At 35.9% G+C, this 21,816-nt stretch carries 20 protein-coding genes and 1 tRNA gene; 16 read left to right on the top strand and 5 right to left on the bottom strand.

What is annotated here, in order from left to right; all coding sequences use genetic code 11:
• Positions 1-70: 70 nt before the first annotated feature.
• Entirely contained in the window at positions 71-736 is a 666-nt protein-coding gene (vrrA, locus tag KFD70_RS17330) for a VrrA/YqfQ family protein (RefSeq protein ID WP_336450119.1), read from the bottom strand.
• A 181-nt stretch (positions 737-917) separates the two neighbouring features.
• On the opposite strand from vrrA, the gene KFD70_RS17325 reads away from it, so the two are divergent.
• Entirely contained in the window at positions 918-2,228 is a 1,311-nt protein-coding gene (locus tag KFD70_RS17325) for a DEAD/DEAH box helicase (protein WP_336450118.1), read from the top strand.
• 278 nt (positions 2,229-2,506) lie between these two features.
• Entirely contained in the window at positions 2,507-3,403 is an 897-nt protein-coding gene (locus KFD70_RS17320) for a deoxyribonuclease IV (RefSeq protein WP_336450117.1), read from the top strand.
• An 18-nt stretch (positions 3,404-3,421) separates the two neighbouring features.
• Here KFD70_RS17320 and KFD70_RS17315 read toward each other — a convergent pair whose 3' ends face one another.
• Complete coding sequence (locus tag KFD70_RS17315; protein ID WP_174098983.1) at positions 3,422-3,676, bottom strand: DUF2624 domain-containing protein; 255 nt, start codon at positions 3,674-3,676, stop codon at positions 3,422-3,424.
• A 149-nt stretch (positions 3,677-3,825) separates the two neighbouring features.
• Here KFD70_RS17315 and KFD70_RS17310 point away from each other — a divergent pair, with 149 nt between their 5' ends.
• The 4 genes from KFD70_RS17310 (at position 3,826) to KFD70_RS17295 (ending at position 6,990) form a co-directional block, all read left to right on the top strand.
• Positions 3,826-4,704 carry a YitT family protein gene (locus tag KFD70_RS17310; RefSeq protein ID WP_336450116.1) on the top strand — a complete coding sequence of 293 codons (879 nt, stop codon included), beginning with the start codon at positions 3,826-3,828 and terminating at the stop codon, positions 4,702-4,704.
• A gap of 255 nt (positions 4,705-4,959) precedes the next feature.
• Complete coding sequence (locus KFD70_RS17305; protein WP_336450115.1) at positions 4,960-5,730, top strand: metal ABC transporter ATP-binding protein; 771 nt, start codon at positions 4,960-4,962, stop codon at positions 5,728-5,730.
• On the top strand, positions 5,730-6,563 hold the full coding sequence (locus KFD70_RS17300) for a metal ABC transporter permease (protein ID WP_336450114.1): 834 nt from the start codon (positions 5,730-5,732) through the stop codon (positions 6,561-6,563). Before KFD70_RS17305 ends, KFD70_RS17300 begins: the two co-directional genes overlap by 1 nt.
• Positions 6,564-6,576: 13 nt before the next feature.
• Positions 6,577-6,990, top strand: a complete 414-nt coding sequence (locus KFD70_RS17295) for a Fur family transcriptional regulator (protein ID WP_071747162.1) — start codon at positions 6,577-6,579, stop codon at positions 6,988-6,990.
• Between the two features lie 35 nt (positions 6,991-7,025).
• Here KFD70_RS17295 and ispG read toward each other — a convergent pair whose 3' ends face one another.
• The 3 genes from ispG to KFD70_RS17280 all read right to left on the bottom strand — a co-directional run bounded on the left by ispG (position 7,026) and on the right by KFD70_RS17280 (position 9,471).
• Positions 7,026-8,126, bottom strand: a complete 1,101-nt coding sequence (gene ispG / locus KFD70_RS17290; RefSeq protein ID WP_174099303.1) for a flavodoxin-dependent (E)-4-hydroxy-3-methylbut-2-enyl-diphosphate synthase — start codon at positions 8,124-8,126, stop codon at positions 7,026-7,028.
• A gap of 164 nt (positions 8,127-8,290) precedes the next feature.
• Entirely contained in the window at positions 8,291-8,638 is a 348-nt protein-coding gene (locus tag KFD70_RS17285; RefSeq protein ID WP_336450113.1) for a hypothetical protein, read from the bottom strand.
• A 65-nt stretch (positions 8,639-8,703) separates the two neighbouring features.
• The gene (locus tag KFD70_RS17280; protein ID WP_336450112.1) at positions 8,704-9,471 is read right to left on the bottom strand and encodes a DUF1189 domain-containing protein; all 768 of its coding nucleotides are present in this window, start codon (positions 9,469-9,471) and stop codon (positions 8,704-8,706) included.
• 421 nt (positions 9,472-9,892) lie between these two features.
• On the opposite strand from KFD70_RS17280, the gene KFD70_RS17275 reads away from it, so the two are divergent.
• The 10 genes from KFD70_RS17275 to KFD70_RS17230 all read left to right on the top strand — a co-directional run bounded on the left by KFD70_RS17275 (position 9,893) and on the right by KFD70_RS17230 (position 21,759).
• A tRNA-Ile gene (locus tag KFD70_RS17275) sits at positions 9,893-9,966 on the top strand.
• 225 nt (positions 9,967-10,191) lie between these two features.
• Positions 10,192-10,803, top strand: a complete 612-nt coding sequence (gene sodA, locus KFD70_RS17270) for a superoxide dismutase [Mn] (protein WP_336450111.1) — start codon at positions 10,192-10,194, stop codon at positions 10,801-10,803.
• Positions 10,804-10,939: 136 nt separating this feature from the next.
• Positions 10,940-12,217 (top strand): MFS transporter, encoded by a 1,278-nt coding sequence (locus tag KFD70_RS17265; protein WP_336450110.1) that lies wholly within the window; start codon positions 10,940-10,942, stop codon positions 12,215-12,217.
• A 109-nt stretch (positions 12,218-12,326) separates the two neighbouring features.
• The gene (locus KFD70_RS17260) at positions 12,327-14,432 is read left to right on the top strand and encodes a peptidoglycan D,D-transpeptidase FtsI family protein (protein WP_336450109.1); all 2,106 of its coding nucleotides are present in this window, start codon (positions 12,327-12,329) and stop codon (positions 14,430-14,432) included.
• A gap of 317 nt (positions 14,433-14,749) precedes the next feature.
• Positions 14,750-15,667: a PstS family phosphate ABC transporter substrate-binding protein gene (locus tag KFD70_RS17255; RefSeq protein WP_336450108.1), complete on the top strand. Its 918-nt coding sequence runs from the start codon at positions 14,750-14,752 to the stop codon at positions 15,665-15,667.
• Positions 15,668-15,694: 27 nt separating this feature from the next.
• Positions 15,695-16,645 (top strand): phosphate ABC transporter permease subunit PstC, encoded by a 951-nt coding sequence (pstC, locus tag KFD70_RS17250; RefSeq protein ID WP_336450107.1) that lies wholly within the window; start codon positions 15,695-15,697, stop codon positions 16,643-16,645.
• A 1-nt stretch (position 16,646) separates the two neighbouring features.
• A complete protein-coding gene (gene pstA, locus KFD70_RS17245; protein WP_336450106.1) occupies positions 16,647-17,513 on the top strand; it encodes a phosphate ABC transporter permease PstA in 867 nt (288 codons plus the stop codon).
• A 21-nt stretch (positions 17,514-17,534) separates the two neighbouring features.
• A complete protein-coding gene (pstB, locus tag KFD70_RS17240) occupies positions 17,535-18,350 on the top strand; it encodes a phosphate ABC transporter ATP-binding protein (RefSeq protein ID WP_174098996.1) in 816 nt (271 codons plus the stop codon).
• 78 nt (positions 18,351-18,428) lie between these two features.
• Positions 18,429-19,085 carry a phosphate signaling complex protein PhoU gene (phoU, locus tag KFD70_RS17235; RefSeq protein ID WP_336450105.1) on the top strand — a complete coding sequence of 219 codons (657 nt, stop codon included), beginning with the start codon at positions 18,429-18,431 and terminating at the stop codon, positions 19,083-19,085.
• A gap of 319 nt (positions 19,086-19,404) precedes the next feature.
• Positions 19,405-21,759, top strand: coding sequence for a sugar phosphate nucleotidyltransferase (locus KFD70_RS17230; RefSeq protein ID WP_336450104.1), 2,355 nt, complete (start codon positions 19,405-19,407; stop codon positions 21,757-21,759).
• Positions 21,760-21,816 lie beyond the last annotated feature (57 nt).

Here is a 21,816-nt window from a genome sequence, read left to right as displayed (position 1 = left end):
AACAAGGGATCCTTTTTTGTACATAGTCTTTTCCATTATAAAGGAGGAGCGGAAAGAAAACAAAGGATTGTTAGACATATAGTTTCGGTTTTGTTGCCATACGCGGGATATCCTCTTTCGGAAGGTCTTGTTCAATAATTGGTTCTAAAATTATTTTCTTCTTTTTTTTCTTTTTTGAAGGTGGTGGAGGTGTAGTGATTATTTCTACCTCTTCTGTTGATTCTTCAGCAGCATCTTTTCCGGAAGTGAGAATTTTTACGATGCTGGGTATGCTGCGAACAATGGGTCCGTACTGCTGGACGACAGGTCCGACAGATTGGGCAACTTGAGCGACCTTTTCAATGTTATTTAACATGCCAGTAGGATTGGAAATTAAGTTGGAAAAGAAGCTGCCAATACCACCACTAGCACTAGGTGTCACCGGTGCTGAGCCACGCATTTCATTCGCGTCATTCATTTGAGGTGACATCATTTGAGGTGGCATCATTTGGGGTGACATTATTTGTTGTGGTTGCTGCATATAGGGCTGCTGATGTTGATGCATCATCGGCTGTCCTTCCATTTGTTGATAGGGAGGAATCATTTGCATAAAAGGATCGGTAGGATCATGCTTTTTGAATAGTTTAGCGAGAAATCCTTTCTTTCTTTGCATCATAGGCGGTAAATTAGGTATTGGATACGGGGTGTATGGTTGCTGCCCTGCATGCATTTGCCTCATAGGGGGCCTTGGGTACATAGGAAAAAGCCTCCTTTCTTCGATTAGGTATACACACATATGATATGCAATAGAAAGAAAGAAGGTTAGTTTTTGGAGTAAAAACCAAAACTAAAGATGGATTTTACCATTAGATTTCGATATAATGTAGACTTGACTGATTTGTGCGCGCAGTAGAAATTTTAGAAAGAAGGTGTAACTTATGACACTACAAACATTTACACAGTATAATTTCCAACCATTTTTAATAGATGCAGTTCGTGAACTACGCTTTTCGGAGCCGACAGAAATTCAACAGAAAATTTTTCCTGTTGTGAAAAAAGGTGTGAGTGTAATTGGACAGTCCCAAACGGGTTCTGGGAAAACACATGCATACTTACTTCCAACTTTAAACAGAATTGATGCAAAACGCGAAGAAGTACAACTTGTCATTACAGCGCCTACTCGTGAGTTAGCACAACAAATTTATCAAGAGATTGTGAAGTTAACAAAGTTTTGTGCGGAAGATCAAATGATTACAGCTCGTTGTTTAATTGGCGGAACGGATAAACAACGCTCCATTGAAAAGCTGAAAAAGCAACCTCATGTTGTTGTTGGAACACCAGGGCGTATTAAAGATTTAGTAGAAGAACAAGCGCTATTTGTCCATACAGCATCTACTATTATTGTCGATGAGGCAGATTTAATGCTTGATATGGGATTCATTCAAGACGTAGATAAAATTGCAGCACGCATGCCTAAAAACTTACAAATGCTTGTTTTCTCTGCAACGATTCCTCAAAAGTTAAAGCCGTTTATGAAGAAGTACATGGAGAATCCAGAGCACATTCATATTAATCCGAAACAAGTTGCGGCAGGGAATATTGAGCATTATTTAGTCCCTTCTAGACATCGCAATAAGATTGAATTAGTGAAAAATATGCTACTTCAATTTAAGCCATATTTAGCAATTATCTTTACAAATACGAAAAAAATGGCAGATGAAGTTGCGAATGGATTAACAGAGCGTGGATTAAAAGTTGGACGAATCCATGGTGATTTATCACCGCGGGATCGTAAAAAAATGATGAAGCAAATTCGTGATTTAGAATTCCAATATATTGTAGCGACAGACTTAGCTGCACGTGGGATTGATATTGAAGGAATCAGTCATGTAATTAACTATGAACTTCCTTCTGATTTAGATTTCTTTGTCCATCGTGTTGGAAGAACAGCTCGCGCTGGTTATTCAGGTATTGCGGTGACAATCTATGATCCAGCAAATGAAGAAGCATTAAATAGTTTAGAACAACAACGTAATATTACATTTAAACATGTAGATTTACGTGGAGATGAATGGACGGATTTAGGTGAGCGCCATCGCCGAAAAAACCGTAAGAAACCAAATAATGAATTGGATATTATGGCAACAAAAGTTGTTAAAAAACCGAAAAAAGTTAAGCCAGGCTATAAGAAAAAGCTTGCAACTGAACGTGAAAAAGTGAAGAGAAAATATAGCAATAAGAAAAGATAAGGGGTCCCTTATCTTTTTTTTGCCATTTATCCCGCTTTAACAGGCTGTAATACTTCCACGTCAAAATTTAAGAGAATGCGAAGAAGTTTAGGTGGGAGATAAACAGCTCATAAAAGCCCGATTGGTGAGGGCTAACAATCAGTGGGGGATGGAGACACCCCCCCGCTGATTGAAGTTTCATTTTATAGTGGGTTCTTTTGTGAACAAAGAATTCACTACATATTTCTACAAATTATGCTATCATTATAGCTATTGTATATTGAAGAGGTGATTATTATATGTTAAAGATTGGATCTCATGTTTCTATGAGTGGTAAGAAGATGTTATTAGCAGCGAGTGAAGAGGCTGTTTCATATGGTGCGACAACGTTTATGATTTATACAGGTGCACCACAAAATACGAGAAGAAAACCAATTGAAGAATTGAATATAGAAGCAGGACGAAAACATATGGAGCTTAATGGCATTGAAGAAATTATTGTCCATGCGCCTTATATTATTAATGTTGGTAATACGACAAAACCTGAAACATTCCAATTGGGTGTGGATTTCCTTCGTATGGAAATTGAAAGAACGACAGCATTAGGAGTAGCGAAACAAATTGTACTTCATCCAGGTGCTCACGTTGGGGCAGGGGCTGATGCTGGCATTGCTCAAATTATTAAAGGATTAAATGAAGTGTTAACACCAGAACAAACAGTAAATATTGCATTAGAAACAATGGCTGGAAAAGGAACAGAGTGCGGGCGTAGTTTTGAAGAAATTGCAAAAATTATCGACGGTGTAACATATAATGAGAAATTATCTGTATGCTTTGACACATGTCATACACATGATGCAGGTTATGATATTGTAAATGATTTTGACGGCGTATTAAATGAATTTGATAAAATCGTTGGAATTGATCGTTTGCAAGTGTTGCATATTAACGATAGTAAAAATGTACGTGGAGCTGGAAAAGACCGTCATGAAAATATTGGTTTTGGCCATATTGGGTACAAAGCGTTGCATCACATTGTGCACCATCCGCAACTGAAGCATGTACCAAAAATTCTTGAGACACCTTATGTGGGTGAGGATAAGAAAGATAAAAAACCACCATATAAGTTTGAAATTGAAATGTTAAAGAGTGGTTCATTTGATGAAGGTCTTCTTGAGAAGATTAAAGAACAATAAGGAGGGGAATTCCCCTCCTTATTTTAGTAGTTTCTGAAATAATGTATTTATTTGTTGCGCAGTAGAGGGGGAAGTTACTTTTGCAATTTTTTTTAAAAGTTCTAGTCTTTCTCCTGTATCGTAAATATTGACATTTTTTCCTTTTAGTAAAGGGACAATTTGCTCAGCTTGTTCAGTTGTGATAGGAACTTCATATTCTTTACTATATTTCAATAATTCTTTTGTGGTCATATGATTTAATTTTTTATTTACAATATGTTTGATGAGGTTCATGATATAATCCTCCTTCAGGCGTTCTTATATCGAAATATATGTGTGCGGTGCTTGTATATATTCGTATGCCAGTTGTTTTTTTCCATGGTGAAAAGAGGAGTATGTTATAATAAAAGAACGAAATTATATAGAGAATATAAGGAGGGCTTATGGAGAAGAAACAACATCGAAAAGAAAGTGTTATTCATCTATTGTATCGTTTGGTGATGATTGTCTTTGGGGCGGCATGTGCGGCGGTAGCAATTGAACTATTTTTAATGCCAAACAAAATTATTGATGGTGGAATTATTGGTGTCTCCCTCATATTAGATTATCTTACTCCTAACATTTGGTGGTTGAGTTTTTCTACTTTGGTTGTTATCCTCAATATCCCGTTTATGTATTCCGGTTATAAGCAAATCGGGAAAACATTCATGTTATCTTCTGCTTTTGGAATTGTGGCTTTAGCGTTTATTGAGTCAACGTTACATACCTTTCAACCGTTTACGACAGAGCCTATTTTAGCAACAGTTTTTGGTGGTCTTATTTTAGGTCTTGGTGTAGGGCTTGTTATTCGTCATGGTGGTTCATTGGATGGTACAGAAATTATGGGGATTTTATTAACAAAGAAATTACCGTTTTCTGTTGGTGAATTCGTGATGTTTGTAAATCTATTTATTTTTGCTTGGGCAGCATTTGTATTTGGTGTCGAGCAAGCGATGTATTCTGTTATGACATACTATATTGCTTTTAAAACGATTGATACGGTTATTCAAGGGTTGGATGAAACAAAAGCAGTTCTAATTGTATCAGATCAGTATGAAGAAGTATCAAATGCAATTTTACACCGCCTTGGTCGTGGGACAACGAAACTTGTTGCTAAAGGTGGTTATACAGATAAAGAAAAAGAGGTAATTTATGCGGTTGTTACACGTCTTGAAGTAACGAAATTAAAATCAATTGTTCATGAAATTGATGAAAACGCCTTTGTTACAATTATGAGTACGCAAGAAACAAATGGTGGCAAATTCAAATCAGCTATTCATTAAAAGTATATATTTAAAAAGAAGATAAAGAGAGGTAATCAATTCTGATGCACGAAGAGTTGTGACAGCTATCTTAGTCGTGATTTTTGAATATCCTTAAAAAGCAGAGAGATTTTCTCTGTTTTTTTGTTATAATAATAAGGTTGCTTTAAATAAAGAATATATTTTGGACAGATTAGTTTACAACTATAATAAGCTATATTATAATTCAAATAGAATTAAATCGGAATCATTCTGAATTAAAATAGGTGAGATGCTATGAAGAATATGTTGGAAATAGAAGGATTAACATTTCGATATGAAGATCGAAATGTGTTAGAAGATATCAATTTGCAAGTTCCCAAGGGGGCTTTTTTAGGTTTGGTTGGGCCTAATGGGTCTGGTAAATCGACCTTATTAAAGTGTATATTAGGTGTTTTGAAGCCGAAGAAAGGGAATATTCGGTTATTTGATATTGATAGTAAGAAATTTAAAGAGTGGAATAAAATTGGTTATGTTTCACAAAAGGCGAACAGCTTTAATTCTGGTTTTCCAGCGACTGTCTTTGAAGTTGTTTCCATGGGACTTGTTTCAAAAAAAGGGCTATTTCGTTTCTTGAAGAAAGAAGATAAAGACAAGGTCATAAAGGCAATCGCAGATGTAGGAATGAGTGAATTTCAAAATCGTAATATCGGAGAGCTTTCCGGTGGACAACAGCAACGTGTATTTATCGCGCGTGCGCTTGTAAGCAATCCAGAATTATTAATTTTGGACGAGCCTACAGTGGGAATTGATGTGAAGAGTGTAGAGAGCTTTTATGAGATACTAGAAGATTTAAACAAAAAACTAGGTATCACACTGATTCTGGTTACACACGATATGGGGGCTGTAACAGAGAAGGTAACGCATGTTGCATGTTTAAATCAGCACTTACATTTTCATGGGAATGTTGAGAAATTCCGAGAGTTAGAAGATGCAGAAATGTCGATTTTATATGGACATCATGTTCATCGTTTAGAGCATGATCATGAGCATCACGGGAGGATATAATGATACAGGATTTTTTACAATATGACTTTTTGCGTAACTCTTTATACGCTGGTATTTTAATAGGGCTTGTTGCTCCGTTAATCGGTGTGTTTGTTGTCATTCGCCGTTTGTCACTGATTGCAGATGCTTTAAGTCATGTGACATTATCAGGGATTGCTGCAAGCTTGTTGCTGGAAAAAACAATTTTTACAGGTGGATTTTTAAATCCGTTATATATGGGGATGATTTTTTCAATGGGCGGGGCGCTATTGATTGAAAAATTACGTACTGTATATAAACATTACCAAGAATTAGCGATTCCGATTATTCTTTCAGCAGGGATGGGAATAGGAGTTATCTTCATTTCGCTTGCTAATGGATTTAATACGGATTTATTTAGTTATTTATTTGGTAGCGTGAGCGCTGTAACGAGTACGGATTTAATTCTTATTGGTATTGTAGCAATCGTCGTTATTGCAACGATCATTTTATTATATAAAGAGTTATTTTTATTATCGTTTGACGAAGAATATGCTGTATCAACAGGGCTTCGCACAAAATGGATTCACTTTATTTTCATTATTTTAGTAGCGCTCGTCATTGCGGTATCTATGCGTGTTGTTGGGGTTCTTCTCGTGTCATCTTTAATGACATTACCAGTTGCAGCAAGTATCCGCATTGCAAAAGGATTTAAACAAACAATTTTCTTTTCCATTTTATTTGGTGAAATTTCCGTGATAGGTGGGCTGTTCGCTTCTTATCAGCTTGATTTAGCTCCAGGTGGTACAATTGTTATGCTAGCGGTTCTTATTTTAATCGGTGCAATCTTATGGAAGAAGAAAAAAACTGCATAAAGTAGGGATAGTTATGAATCTGACAGAAGCTTTACGCCTTATGAAAGAAAAAGGCTATAAACATACCGGAAAAAGGGAAGAAATGTTACGTTTATTTGCAGCTCATAATCGATATTTAACTGCAAAAGATGTTTTAGAGCATATGAAGGATGATTATCCAGGATTAAGTTTTGATACAATCTATCGTAATTTAACCGTATTTGCTGAAATTGGTGTTTTGGAGCAAACTGAATTAAATGGAGAAAAGCATTTTCGTTTTACATGCTCTATTATGGAACATCATCATCACTTTATTTGTTTGGATTGTGGTGGTACAAAAGAAATTACTTCTTGTCCAATGGATTTTATGAATAAAGATTTTAAGGGATATGAAGTAACAGGACATAAGTTTGAAATATATGGGCGTTGCCCGAAATGTGCAAAGTAAAAGCTCGTCAGTTATGAAACTGACGAGCTTTTTTATTATTTTTGCTCTTGTTTTTCTTTTTCTTGATTTGCAGCCATTTCAGCAGCGATTACATCAATTTCTTTTTTTAGTTCTTCTACCATTGTTTCTTCTGGTACTTTACGAACGACTTTTCCTTTACGGAATAATAAACCTTCTCCGCGTGCACCAGCGATACCGATATCGGCTTCACGAGCTTCACCAGGACCGTTTACAGCACAGCCAAGTACGGCAACTTTAATTGGTACTTTCAGCGTAGAGATATATTCTTCTACTTCATTTGCAATGCTGATAAGGTCAATTTCAATACGACCGCATGTTGGACAAGAAATAAGTGTTGCAGCGTTCGATGCAAGACCGAATGATTTTAACAATTCACGAGCAACTTTTACTTCCTCAACTGGATCAGCACTTAATGAAATACGAAGTGTATTTCCGATACCTTTACTTAAAATAGCACCAAGACCGGCAGCACTTTTTACTGTTCCGGCAAATAGTGTTCCGGATTCTGTGATACCTAAGTGCAGTGGATAATTAAAAGCACGAGCTGCTTTTTCATATGCTTCAATTGCTAAATTAACATCAGAGGCTTTCATCGATACGATAATATCATGGAAATCTAAGTCCTCTAAAATTTTAATATGATGAAGAGCACTTTCAACCATACCATCTGCAGTAGGGTATCCATATTTTTCTAAAATATGACGTTCTAATGAACCAGCATTTACACCAATACGAATTGGAATACCACGTTCTTTCGCAGCATTTACAACAGCTTCTACTTTATGGCGACGTCCAATGTTACCTGGGTTGATACGTACTTTATCAATGCCACCTTCAATTGCTTTTAATGCAAGGCGATAATCAAAGTGAATATCAGCAACAAGTGGGATGTTAATTTGTTTTTTTATATCAGCAATTGCGTTTGCTGCACGTTCGTCTGGAACAGCAACGCGGACGATTTGACAACCCGCTTCTTCTAAACGCTTGATTTCAGCAACTGTTGCTTCCACATCATGCGTTTTTGTTGTTGTCATACTTTGTATAATTAATTCATTATTACCGCCAATTGTTAAATTACCGACTTTAACAGGACGTGTTTTTGTACGATGAGTCATTTCATTCACGAATAGATCGCTCTCCTTATAAAAGAAGTTTCTTATTTTGTACTTCGTATCAAATATAGTATATGTGATATGAAGCAATAGAAACCTATATGCTCGGTTTCACTTTTACTATTGTATCAGCGCCTTTATGTAATTGACAAGGATTAAGTGATTGCTCATTGATATAACGGAAATTTGTAAGATTTTCCGACCTGTATTTTTGTTGCAGACGTATTTTTATTTAACTGTTTAAAATCACCGATGACCTTTTCAATAGAAGGAATTTTTTTCTTATTAATCGCTTCTGTAATCGATAAAACGGTATCTCCTGTTTTTACTTCAATTGCTTTATACTGTGTATCTGATTCTTTCTTTGCTTTTGTATCAACACTTTCTTTTTTTACAGTTTGAGCAGCTGTTGTTTTTTTGTATGAACTTAACATTGGTAAAGTACCAATTTTTATATCGTAATAAAACACGTAACCGAGAACAAGCACAAGTAAGAGTGCACCAAGTCTCTTCATATTCCTCACTCCTTTGTTAGGAAATATATGCTTGTCCAAAAAAAAAATGCCAAAATGGCATTTTTTTATAGTTCTTGTTTTTCTTTCGGTTTTGGTATTTCTTTAATTGTTAAGTATAGAACAATTAAAATGATGGCAGTGTACAGATAGAATGTTCCTGGCACATTTATGTTCAATAAATCCATAATCATGAAGAAAATTGTTGGAATTGTATAGCTGTAAGCTGTTAATGTCCAAACTTGTTTGTAAGATACTTTTCGCTGGCCAACCATTGCTGAACCGATAAAGGCTAAAATAGTTGTACCTAAGAACGAAATAAATAATTGGAACAAGTAAATGAGTATTCCAACACCGAACATAAGGAAAGGGTAAACATTATCGATGGCTGATACAATACCTTGGATATCTTTTTTCTCAAATGTACCATTGCCGAAATCGCTGTAAGATTGACTTTGAGTTTGATTGTTATTAATAGATACAACTTTATCTTTTAAAACGAATACACCTTGTTTATTTGCATATGCATTCGTATCTGTTGCATTAGGATCAAATACGAAAACAAAATCTCCATCTTCTTTTATAATAGGTTCTTTAATGTCAGCATGAAGCTCACCATTCTTAATTTTAAAATCGGGGAGATCTTTTTCAATGGATTGATGTACAGAAGAAACGACATCTTGTACGAAGTTTCCGAATATAAAAGTTTTAGGAATCGTTGCGATTAAACACAATAACATAACGTACAGAATTGTTTTTCCCATTTTTTGAAAACGAAAAAGTGCCATGTCCTTTGGCGAATATAAACTTTTTACTAGTTGTGTAAATATGGACATATATTCACTTCCTTTGCTATATGTATGATAGATTGATGCATAAAGTCATTGTAACGTACATATCTAGAGAATCACAAGCTATATCGTATGAAATAAGATTAATGTTCCGGTAATTGGATTGTATAGAGGATTTATTACTTATAAAAGCCTTTCTTTCTAGGTGGTGAGTGCATCCGTCTGAAGCGATCAAATCTTTTTCCTGTCCTGTGCGCAATGAAAACAAAGAGAGAAAATGAGTGTAGGTTACTTTTTGTTCTGCGTAGCAGAAAGGTAAAAATATAATTGACACTTTTCTTTTGTATATGGTAAATTTATCTTACATTTCTTAAAGAATATATCTCGCAGTTTTCAGCTTTTATGAATGTTCTTTAGGGATTTGGTGGTGAATCTGAATTTCAATCACCGCTATATACATAATTTTGGACCCTTAGCTCAGCTGGTTAGAGCAGACGGCTCATAACCGTCCGGTCGTAGGTTCGAGTCCTACAGGGTCCATATCCATTTCACATGTTTATCATGTAGACGAGAAGCTTCCTTGTAGAAGGAGGCTTTTTTTTACGAAATATATGAGCATTTTGTTTGAAAAGAAATGGGAATTTTGCTACGTTAATGATAGCAAGACAATGTAATTTAATTTGTTTTCACCCTATGGCAATTAGGGTAAAATGAAGTTGTATGCTAAATTATTTTGGCAATACATAAACTGGGAGGAATGTAACAATGGCAAAACATGAATTACCAAATTTACCTTATGCGTATGATGCTTTAGAACCTCACTTTGATAAAGAAACAATGAACATCCATCATACAAAACACCACAACACTTACGTAACAAACTTAAATGCTGCGTTAGAAGGTCATGCAGAATTAGCTGACAAAAGTGTTGAAGAATTAGTTGCAAACTTAAATGAAGTACCAGAAGCAATTCGTACTGCAGTACGAAACAACGGTGGCGGACATGTGAACCATACTTTCTTCTGGACAATTCTATCTCCAAACGGTGGTGGACAACCAGTAGGTGAACTTGCAGCTGCAATTGAAGCGAAATTCGGTAGCTTTGATGCATTCAAAACAGAATTCGCAAAAGCTGGTGCAACTCGCTTCGGTTCTGGTTGGGCTTGGTTAGTAGTAAACAATGGTGAGCTAGAAGTAACAAGCACTCCAAACCAAGATTCTCCTTTAGCAGAAGGTAAAACTCCAGTTATCGGTTTAGACGTTTGGGAGCATGCTTACTACTTACATTACCAAAACCGTCGTCCTGACTACATCGGTGCATTCTGGAACGTTGTAGACTGGAACGCAGCTGAAAAACGTTACCAAGAAGCTAAATAATATCGCTTATTCCGTTTTACGTAAGTTGATATTGAAGAAGCTAGGGGAATATTCTCCTAGCTTTTTTGTATGCTTTCTTTTACATAATTGCGTCGGTCTTTGGAAGACTAGAACATGAAGTAAAGGAGAGTTATGTATGAAGTGGAAACATGTAATTGGCGATGTCGAGGTGAATCGTGATTTAGTATTGTTACTTGTTATGGGGGGATTATACACGCTCGCGATTTCTTTATCCAACACGTTTGTTAACATTTATTTATGGAAACAAACACAAAATTATGTGAACCTTGGATTGTATAATTTAGCAAGCGTTGTATTGCAACCATTAACATTTCTTTTTGCAGGGAAATTGGCAAAGCGGATAGATCGTGCCATTTTACTGCGAATTGGTGTAGGAACATTAGCGGCTTTTTTTGTTGTTGTCTTACTCGCAGGAACACGTGCTTCACATTATATTTTATTACTTGGTGGTCTTCTAGGGATTGGTTATGGTTTTTATTGGCTGGCATTTAATTTGTTGACGTTTGAAATTACAGAGCCTGAAACACGTGATTTTTTTAATGGTTTTCTCGGTTTGTTAACATCCTTCTCTGGAATGATTGGGCCAATAGCAGCTGGGTATACGATTTCGCGTATGGAGAAGTGGACTGGGTATACGGTTATCTTTTTTCTTTCATTAACTTTATTTGCAATTGCTGTTGTCATAAGTTTCTTTTTATCGAAAAGAGAATGTGAGGGACGCTATGAAATTGTTCAAGTTTTGAAAGAACGTAAAATCAATAAAAACTGGGGAAGGGTTACACGTGCACACTTTTTTCAAGGATTGAGAGAAGGAACGTTCGTTTTTGTTATTTCCGTATACGTCTATTTAGCATCAGGAAGTGAATTTGGGCTAGGGAAATATAGTTTAGTCAATTCAGCTGTTTCTTTTATATGCTACTATTTGGTTGCGCGTATATTAAGAAAGGAATGGAGAAAAAAAGCGATTTTACTTGGTGGAATTATTTTGTATATCGTCGTATTTTTAGTTGTTTTTCACGTTACATATGTAAAACTACTCATTTATGCAGCATGTATCGCTATTGCTTACCCAATTCTACTTGTTCCATATGGTTCTATGACATATGATGTAATTGGAAGAGCAAAGCAAGCCAGAGAGTGGCGAGTTGAGTATATTGTTGTACGAGAGCTATGGCTGAATAGTGGGAGAATATGTTCTGTTTTAAGTTTCTTATGCGCAGTATCATTTTTTCCACCAGAAAAAAGCTTACCTGTTTTATTATGTATTCTTGGAGCTGGACATTTACTTATTTATTTTGCTGTTAGAAATGTCAAATATGGGGAAGGAAATCCAAATAAAACAAGGATTCCAGCACCTGAAACAACACAAAATCATACCGAACGAGAAGGTTAACTTCTTCTGGGTTTTATGCTAGAATAAAAGGACATGTGAAACAGCAGTGAGGACACCTGTAACTAGGTGTCCCTTTCCTATTACATAGCTGTTGGTAGAGGGGGTTCGTATGAGTAAAAAGAAGAAAAAAAAGAAGACCCACGTTCCGTTCCGGCTTAACGTGTTGTTTTTTTGTGTGTTTTTAATGTTTTCAGCGATCATTGTGAAGCTTGGAATGGTACAAATTGTACATGGTGAAGATTATAAAAATGAGGTTGAAAAAAAAGAAAACTCAACAGTAAGTAATCCGGTTCCACGCGGGAAAATCTTTGACAGATATGGTCGAGCTGTTGTGGATAATAATCCAGTTCGTACCATTACGTTTACAAGAATGAAGGGGTCAACTTCAGAAGAACGTTTAGAGACGGCGAAAAAATTAGCAAAGCTAATTGAAGTATCGCCAGATAAATTAACAGAACGGGATAAAAAAGATTATTGGCTTTCGTTACATGAAGATGAAGCGAAAGAAAAGATTACAAAGAAAGACCAAGCAGAATTTAAAGCAAAGAAAATTGATGATAAAGAAATTGCAGAGCGTCAGCGTAATCGTGTGACAGAGGCGGAAATCAATCAATTAACAGCGGAAGATTTAGAAATACTTGCAATTAAGAGTAAAATGGACGGCGGGTATGCAATGACGCCGCAAATCATAAAAAAAGATGTAACACCAGAAGAATATGCAATCATTAGTGAAAACTTAGCGTTGTTACCAGGTATAGATACGACAGTTGATTGGGATCGTAAATACACTTATGATGATATGTTCCGCAGTGTACTTGGTGGTGTGACAAGCTCAGATGAAGGGTTACCAAGAGAACGATTAGATTATTTCCTTGTACGAGATTATAATCGTAACGACCGCGTTGGTAAAAGTTATATTGAACAACAATATGAGGATACACTTCACGGTACAAAAGCAGAAGTGAGAAATATTACAGACAAAGATGGTAATATTTTAGAAACGATAAATGTATCTAAAGGGCAACGAGGCAATGACCTAAATTTAACAATTGATATGGAACTGCAAAAGCGTGTAGAAGAAATTCTTACAAAGAGTTTAAAACAATATGCAGGATCAGAGCCACTTTTAGATAGAGCATTTGTTGTGATGATGAATCCAAAAAATGGTGAAGTTTTATCTATGGCTGGAAAACAAATCGTAGAAGAAAATGGTACGAAAGAGATAAAAGACTACGCACTAGGAACGATGACAAGTGCGTATCCGATGGGTTCAACCGTGAAAGGTGCTACAGTACTAACGGGGTATCAAACAGGAGCAATTCAGCCTGGGGCAACGTTATTGGATGAACCGATTAAATTGAAAGGTACACCAGTAAAAGCTTCTTGGAAAACGATGGGTTATATTAATGACCTAACTGCCTTAAAAATGTCTTCTAACGTATACATGTTTAAAACAGCTATGAATATTGCTGGGGTACCATATGTTCGAGGTGGTACATTAGATATTAAGAAAAAAGCATTCGATGATATGCGTTATTATTTTGGACAATTTGGGCTTGGAGTGAAAACAGGAATTGATTTACCAAACGAAATATCTGGCCAGAGGGGATCAGGATCCCAACCAGGTTTCTTATTAGACTTATCGATTGGACAGTATGATACGTATACACCGCTTCAACTTGCGCAATATGTTTCAACAATTGCAAATGGTGGCTATCGTATGCAACCACAAATCGTTAAAGAAATTCGTCAACCAACATCTAAACCAGATGAAGTTGGAAAAGTGATTCAATCGATGGAACCGAAAGTGTTAAATCGTGTTGATATGCCTGAAGATCAAATCAAACGTGTTCAAGAAGGATTTAGACAAGTATTTAATGATTCAGGTGGTACTGGTGCAAAATACTTTAGTAATGCACCATATAAAGCTGCCGGGAAAACAGGAACAGCGCAAACATTTTATGGCGGTAATAAAGACATCGGAAGAAATGCAAAAGGCGAGCCTGTACCAACTTATAACTTAACATTAGTAGGTTATGCACCGCTTGATAACCCTGAAGTTGCATTCTCCGTTGTTGTTCCATGGGTACACAACGATAAGTCTGGAGTTAACGGAGATATCGGCCGTGCCATTACGGATGCTTACTTTGAATTGAAGAAACAAGAAATTACAGGGGAAGCACCTAAGGACGAAAAAAGTAAAAAAGAAGAATAAAAAATATGTAAATTTGGCACACTATCTCAAAAGATAGTGTGCTTTTTTTGTATTTTATGCATAGAGTATAGTAATTGTGGACAAGCATATCATATATGAAAAATGAGGTGCTGAAAAAATGAACTCTCTCATAGTATGACCGGTCATATATTTACTTTTGAGAAGAGAAGTGAAAATGAGAAAAGAGCATCGTATTCCTTCACATTAAGTTGAACTTTACAAAACTTTTACAAATTATTAAAACCGAATTAATAGTTCGGCAGTATTCTTATATCTGTAATCCTGTTACTTCGGGATACTTCTAGGAGGAACTACACGTGAAGTGGACAAGGAAATGTATCACGATTTTCGTAATATCGACATGCCTTACGTTTTCGTATGTGTCTACTACATCTGCTGCTAATGATGTGAGGGAAGTGAGAGTTGATGGATCCTCAACTGTATTTCCCATTATGGAAGCGATAGCGGAAGAGTACACAAAAAAAGATCCGCGTGTAAAAATTTCTATTAGTATATCTGGGACAGGGGGAGGATTTCATCGTTTTGGAAAAGGTGAAGTAGATATTAATAATGCTTCACGAAAGGTGAAACAAGTAGAAGAAGACTTTATGAGAAAAAACTCCGTCCAGTTTACACCATTTGAAATTGCTTATGATGGCCTTACAATCATTGTGAATCGTCAAAATACATGGGTAGATAATATGACAACAGAAGAATTACGTCTATTATGGAGCGAAAATGGAAAAACGAAACGATGGTCACATATTCATCCAGAGTGGCCACATGAAAAAGTGCAATTTTATGCGCCGGGTGTGGATTCTGGTACGTATGATTATTTTCAAAGTTCTATCTTGCAAAACAATCGTCTTGCAAAAACAGTTTCTTTATCTGAAGACGATCAAGTCATTATGCAAGGAGTAATGAATGATAAAAATGCAATTGCATTTGTGGGGTATGCGTATTATATGGCAAATCAGGATCAGGTAAAGGCCATAAAAGTAAATGGTGTACGACCAACGAAAGAAACCATTCAATCAGGTGCCTATAAGCCATTGTCAAGATCGCTATTTGCTTATGTAAATCATGCTTCTATTCGAAATAAAAGCAGTGTGGCAGAGTATGTGACATTTATGATGCAACATGCGGGCAGACTTGCTGAAGAAGTCGGATATGTTAAGTTGCCCTCACAAAAATATAATGAACAGCTGCGAATGTTAACAGAAATAAAAAGATAATGTCAGGGTGGAAAGGGGTTTTCATCTTTGGCTCGAAATGACAAAAGTCAAATTACATTTTCTGTGCAACATTTGATTGAAAGAAATACAATCAAAAGAAAAAAAACGCAGCGAATCAATCGAATGGTTCCGTTACTATTAATGGCAATTGCTAGCGTATCTATTATAACAACAATCGGAATTATTGTTACGTTAGCGAATGAAACGATTATGTTTTTTCATGAAATATCAATATATTCTTTTTTCACCGAAAAAGAATGGTTACCATTTTTTGCAGAGCCGAAGTTTGGGATACTTCCTCTCATATGTGGGACCGTACTTGTAACAACAATTGCTATGATAATAGCTATTCCAATTGGAATAGGATGTGCCATATTTTTAAATGAATATGCTTCACACTTTGTTAGAAAAGTGTTAAAGCCCATTTTAGAACTACTAGCAGGAATTCCTACAATTGTATATGGTTTTTTTGCTTTAACAATTGTCACACCAGCCCTACAGCGTATCATTCCAGATTTACAGTTTTTTAATGCGATTAGTCCAGGGGTTGTTATAGGGATTATGATGGTCCCAACAATTGCTTCTCTTTCTGAAGATGCAATGGGAGCTGTGTCTAAAGGAATAAAAGAAGCCTCACTTGGGCTAGGTGCCACACGTTTTGAAACTGTGCGAAAGGTTGTATTTCCAGCTGCGTTTACCGGTATTATGGCTGCGATTCTATTAGCGGCTTCACGTGCAATTGGTGAAACAATGATTGTGGTTATTGCTGGAGGTTCAACGCCCAATGTATCGATAGATCCGACGCACTCTATTCAAACGTTAACGGCTTATATTGTGCAAGTAAGTTTAGGTGATGCTCCCCATGGAACGATTACGTACTATAGCATGTATGCTGTAGGTGCGACATTACTTATGTTCACATTCATGATGAATATGATTTCACAGCAGATTATGCGCCGTTTTAGAAAGGCGATATAAGATGAGAATGCTGAATCATAAGAAAATAAAAAAAAATATGGCATCTCGTTTTTGGAAGGATCAAATATATAAGTCGATTTCTTATATGACAATGCTATTTTCTATTTGCATACTAATTGTATTGCTTTATCAAATATTTGAAAAAGGTGTAAGTTATCTTTCAATAGATTTTTTTATGAACTTTGCTTCGCGTAATCCAAAGCAAGCTGGTATTGCCGCTGCATTGTCAGGAACAATTTTATTTATGAGTATAGTAGTGCCAGTTTCCTTTGTATTTGGGGTAGGGACAGCTCTTTATTTAGAACATTATGCAAAGCACTCTGTATTCACAAGGGTCATAGAATTAAATATTCAAACATTAGCGGGTGTGCCATCTGTTGTGTTTGGATTGCTTGGTTTAACCATCTTTGTATATGGTCTTCAGTTAGGGGAGAGTATCGTAACAGCAGCATTTACAATGAGTCTTCTTGTATTACCAACTGTTGTTGTGTCGAGTCAAGAAGCAATTCGTATGGTACCGAGTTCTCTGCTAGAAGCTTCGTATGGCGTTGGTGCTACCAAATGGCAAACGATGTATCAGATTGTATTGCCAACTGCCTTGCCAGGAATTTTAACGGGATGTGTTTTGGCGTTATCGAGGGCAATTGGAGAGGCGGCACCACTATTAGTCATTGGAGCGCTCGCTTTTGCTAATTATATCCCATTTAACATGTTTGATAGATTTACAGTTTTACCGATTCAAATTTTTAATTGGATGAGTAGACCGCAAGAGGAGTTTCAGCATGTAGCAGCAGCCGGTATGATTGTTTTATTAGGATTGTTGCTCATTATGAATGCGGTTGTCTTATGGTTACGAAATCGTAAGTAGTGGATGAAAGGGGAATTCAAGATGGTAGCAACAGTAGTAAATGTACAGGTAAAAAATGAAACGAAAATTGAGTCAGCAACGAAGAAAGTTGTATTTGATACAAAAAATTTAAACTTATGGTATGGAGAAGATCATGCATTAAAAGATGTGAATTTAAGTATTCATGAGAATGAAGTAACGGCAATTATTGGACCGAGTGGTTGCGGGAAATCAACATATTTAAAAACGTTAAACCGTATGGTAGAGCTAGTACCGATCGTTCGTACGACGGGAGTAATTGAATATCGTGATCGAAATATTTTTGATAAGTCATATCCTGTTGAAGAATTACGCACACATGTTGGAATGGTATTCCAAAAGCCGAATCCATTTCCGAAATCTATCTATGAAAATGTGGCTTATGGTCCAAAAATCCATGGTATTCGTGATAAGAAAACACTTGATGCAATTGTTGAAAAAAGTTTACGTGGTGCGGCGATTTGGGATGAATTAAAAGATAGATTGCACGATAATGCATATGGTTTGTCGGGTGGCCAACAACAGCGTTTATGTATTGCTCGTTGTTTAGCGATTGAGCCGGATGTAATCTTAATGGATGAACCAACATCAGCATTGGATCCGATTTCTACATTAAAAGTTGAAGAATTAATTCAAGAGTTAAAGAAAGATTTTAGTATTGTCATTGTAACGCATAATATGCAACAAGCTGCACGTATCTCCGATAAGACAGCTTTCTTCCTAAGCGGTGAGGTTGTTGAATATACAGATACAAATAAATTATTTACGACCCCTACAGATAAGCGAACAGAAGATTATATTACAGGACGATTTGGTTAATATTTTTGGGAGTAAAGCCCCTCTTACAAGGGGCTTTTATTACTTTATATATACGCAACAGCTAAAGGGGGAAACAACGTGGTAAGGGAGCAATTTCATTATGACTTACAAACATTACAACAAAAGGTGATTGAACTTGGAGAATTGGCAAGAGAAGCTCTTTTTCGTTCTATGGAAGGACTTCGAAAGAGAGATGTAGAGACAGCGTTAGAGGTCATTGATGGTGATTACCGTATGGATAATTTAGAAGAAGAAATTAATGACCTTGCACTTATGTTAATTACAAAGCAGCAACCTGTTGCGAGTGATTTACGACGAATTTTTGTTTCGATTAAAACGGCAACAGATTTAGAGCGTATTGCAGATCATGCTGTAAATATTGCGAAATCAACAATTCGGCTTGGAGAAAAAGATGTATCTGTCAACTTACAGAGTTTAGAGCAAATGTTTACGATTGCCGCAAATATGTTAAAGTTATCGTTAGAAGCATATCAAGAAGAAAATTTAACCTCTGCAAAACAAATTGCAGAGATGGATGATTCTGTTGATGAAATATACGGGAGAGCGATTCGTGAGTTTATTTCATCTATACCTGAACATCCTGAAGCGATTACGCAAATTACACAATTATCTTTTATTGCACGTTACATTGAACGTGTAGCAGATCACATTACGAATATTGCCGAGAATGTTTTTTATTTAGTGAAAGGGAAACATTATTTGTTAAATGAATAAGAAGAAAATGCGAGCAAGTGATAAAATATCACTTGCTTTTTTTGTCAAAACATGACAAAAAAAGCTCGTTGTTTTGTTTTATCTATGATGATAAGATGTATCATAATATGGAAAAATAAAACAATATAAAAAAATTGGTGAAGGGGCGGACAACTGTTACTAGTTGAATTTTAGTAGTATGTTTTTCTTTTATTAAACCCTAAAGTAAGCGCTTACCTTAGGGCGTAGTGAAGTAAGTGAAAAGGTTAATTTCTACATAAGTGACATACATATGATATACAAGGTCGTTCAACATTATAAAAGTGGAGGATGAATGTATATGAAGGGGGTTATTTTAGCTGGAGGAAAAGGAAGGCGTCTTAGGCCATTAACATGTAATTTTCCAAAGCCAATGCTACCATTACTTGAAAAACCAGTGATGGAATACAATATTGAGTTACTAAAGCGTCATGGCATTCATGAGATTGCAATTACAGTTCAATATATGAGCGTGGCTATCAAGCGATATTTTGGTGATGGAAGTAAATGGGGAGTAAAGTTGCATTATTTCGAAGATTCACCACCACTTGGTACGGCAGGGAGCATTAAACAAGCAGAAGCGTTTTTAGATGAGCCATTTGTTGTAATTAGTGGGGATGCATTGACGGATTTTAATTTGTCGAAAGGAATTGAATTTCATAAGTGTAAGAATAGGTTGGTCACGATGTTCGTGAAAGAAGTGGAAAACCCACTGTCATTTGGTTCAGTCATTATGAATAGAAAGCAGGAAATTATACGTTATATGGAAAAACCGAGTTGGAGTGAAGTGATTTCCAATACTGTAAATACAGGAATTTATATTATGGACCCTCAAATTTTTTCTTATATTCCAACAACTCAGTTTTTTGACTTTAGTCAGCATGTATTTCCTCAGTTAGAAAATAAAAAAGTGCTCTTTGGCTACGAAGCGGACGGTTACTGGTTAGATATTGGTACGTTAGAACAATATCGACAGGCGCAGTTTGATTTACTAACAAAGAAAGTACAGGTCCCGATTTCTTATACGGAAGTACTACCGATGGTTTGGATGGGAGAAGGAGTAACGATTGAAAAGGGAACTAAAATACATGGGCCGTCTTTCATCGGGGCAGGGGTAACGATTGGAACAGGGGCGATAATTGAGCCGTATGCAATTATTGGTAAGCGCAGTACTATATCAGATTATACGCATTTTCAAAAAAGTATTGTTCTTGCTCATACGTATGTAGGAAAACGTTGTGAGTTATTAGAAGCGACCGTTGGAGAAAATACAACGATCAAAGATGATGTTACTTTATTTGAGAAAAGTGTGGTAGCAGACCATTGCCAAATTGGGAAAAACACAGTGATACAACAAAACGGAAAACTATGGCCGGGTAAAGTGATTGATAGTCATTCTATCATTGGTTCGTCAGGAATTACTGAAAATGAAAAAACATCAGGTTGGTTACAAAAAAGCAGAGTAGTAGGTAGAGGGAATATAGAAATGACACCTCAAGTTGCTGTAAAAGTTGCAATGGCATATGGTTCTCTTTTTTCAAAAGGGGAGCATATATTGGTTGGCGGATATGCGGATGTAGAAGTTGATATTTTTAAAAAGTTATTTCTACATGCGATCCATGGTGTTGGTTTGTACACGATGGAATGTCAAGAAATGAATGATTCGGCTTTTCAATATGCAATTCATGAACTAGGATGTGCAGGGGGCGTTTTTATTCGCTTTGAACAAGAAGAAGGAATTGTTATGCAACTATATGGGAAAGGTGGTATACAGTTATCATATAAACAACAAAAAGAACTGGAACACTTGTATGCGTCAGAAGCATTTCGTTATGTGTATAATAAAGATATAGGACGAAATGAAACGATACATGTTTGTTTAGAGAAATATGTTGAATCTGTCTTAGCGCATTTAGATATCGAAACGATAAGAAAGCAAACATTTCACCTTCTTATTAATAAAAGAGATGAAATGATTCAGCCTCTACTTATATCCTTCTTGAAAAAACTTGGTTGTACGATTACGTGGATTTATGCTAATGAGCAAAAAGAGCATATTAAATCGTTAATGAAATCTAGTCGGGCTCATATGGGCCTTATGTTTTATGAACACGGAAATAAATTTGAATTATATGATAGTCATGGTGGGATTTACCAAAGTGCAAAATATGAAGAAATCGATGTGCCCAATTTATTATTTGAGACAACAGAAAATGTTTATCCATTATCGTTAAAATTAGGAGAGTGCTACCTTCTATTTTATATGTATAGTAAACAAAGTGAGTTTCAGATGAGATGGCAACAAGATACTTTATATCGTATTGGAAAATTATTTGAACTAATTGCTAGGCAAGGAAACACTTTGTCAATGATGTTAGAGCAATCACCACCCCTTTACTTATTGTGTGATGAAGTTGTTTGTTCATGGAAAGAGAAAGGGAAAGTAATGGGAATGTTATTGCAAGATATGGAAAAAAGGGAGTTCGAAGTATTAGAGGGAATTCAGTTTAAATATACAGAAAAAGAGTGGTCTTATATTGTTTCTGATGCAAAACATCCAAAATTTCTTGTGTACTCACATGCGAGAAACCCAGTAATAGCAAAGGAAAATATGCAAACTCTTATAGAAAAAATTAGACAATATCAAAAGGTGTAGAATTTTTATTTTAAAAGTGGTATTATAGTATAGTCTGATTTAAGTTATTAGTGACTG

Origin of the sequence: Bacillus pfraonensis, from assembly GCF_050768835.1 — a bacterium.
GTDB lineage: Bacteria > Bacillota > Bacilli > Bacillales > Bacillaceae_G > Bacillus_A > Bacillus_A pfraonensis.
Note: the sequence above shows the minus strand (reverse complement) of the source record. Positions and strands in the feature narration are given on the sequence as shown.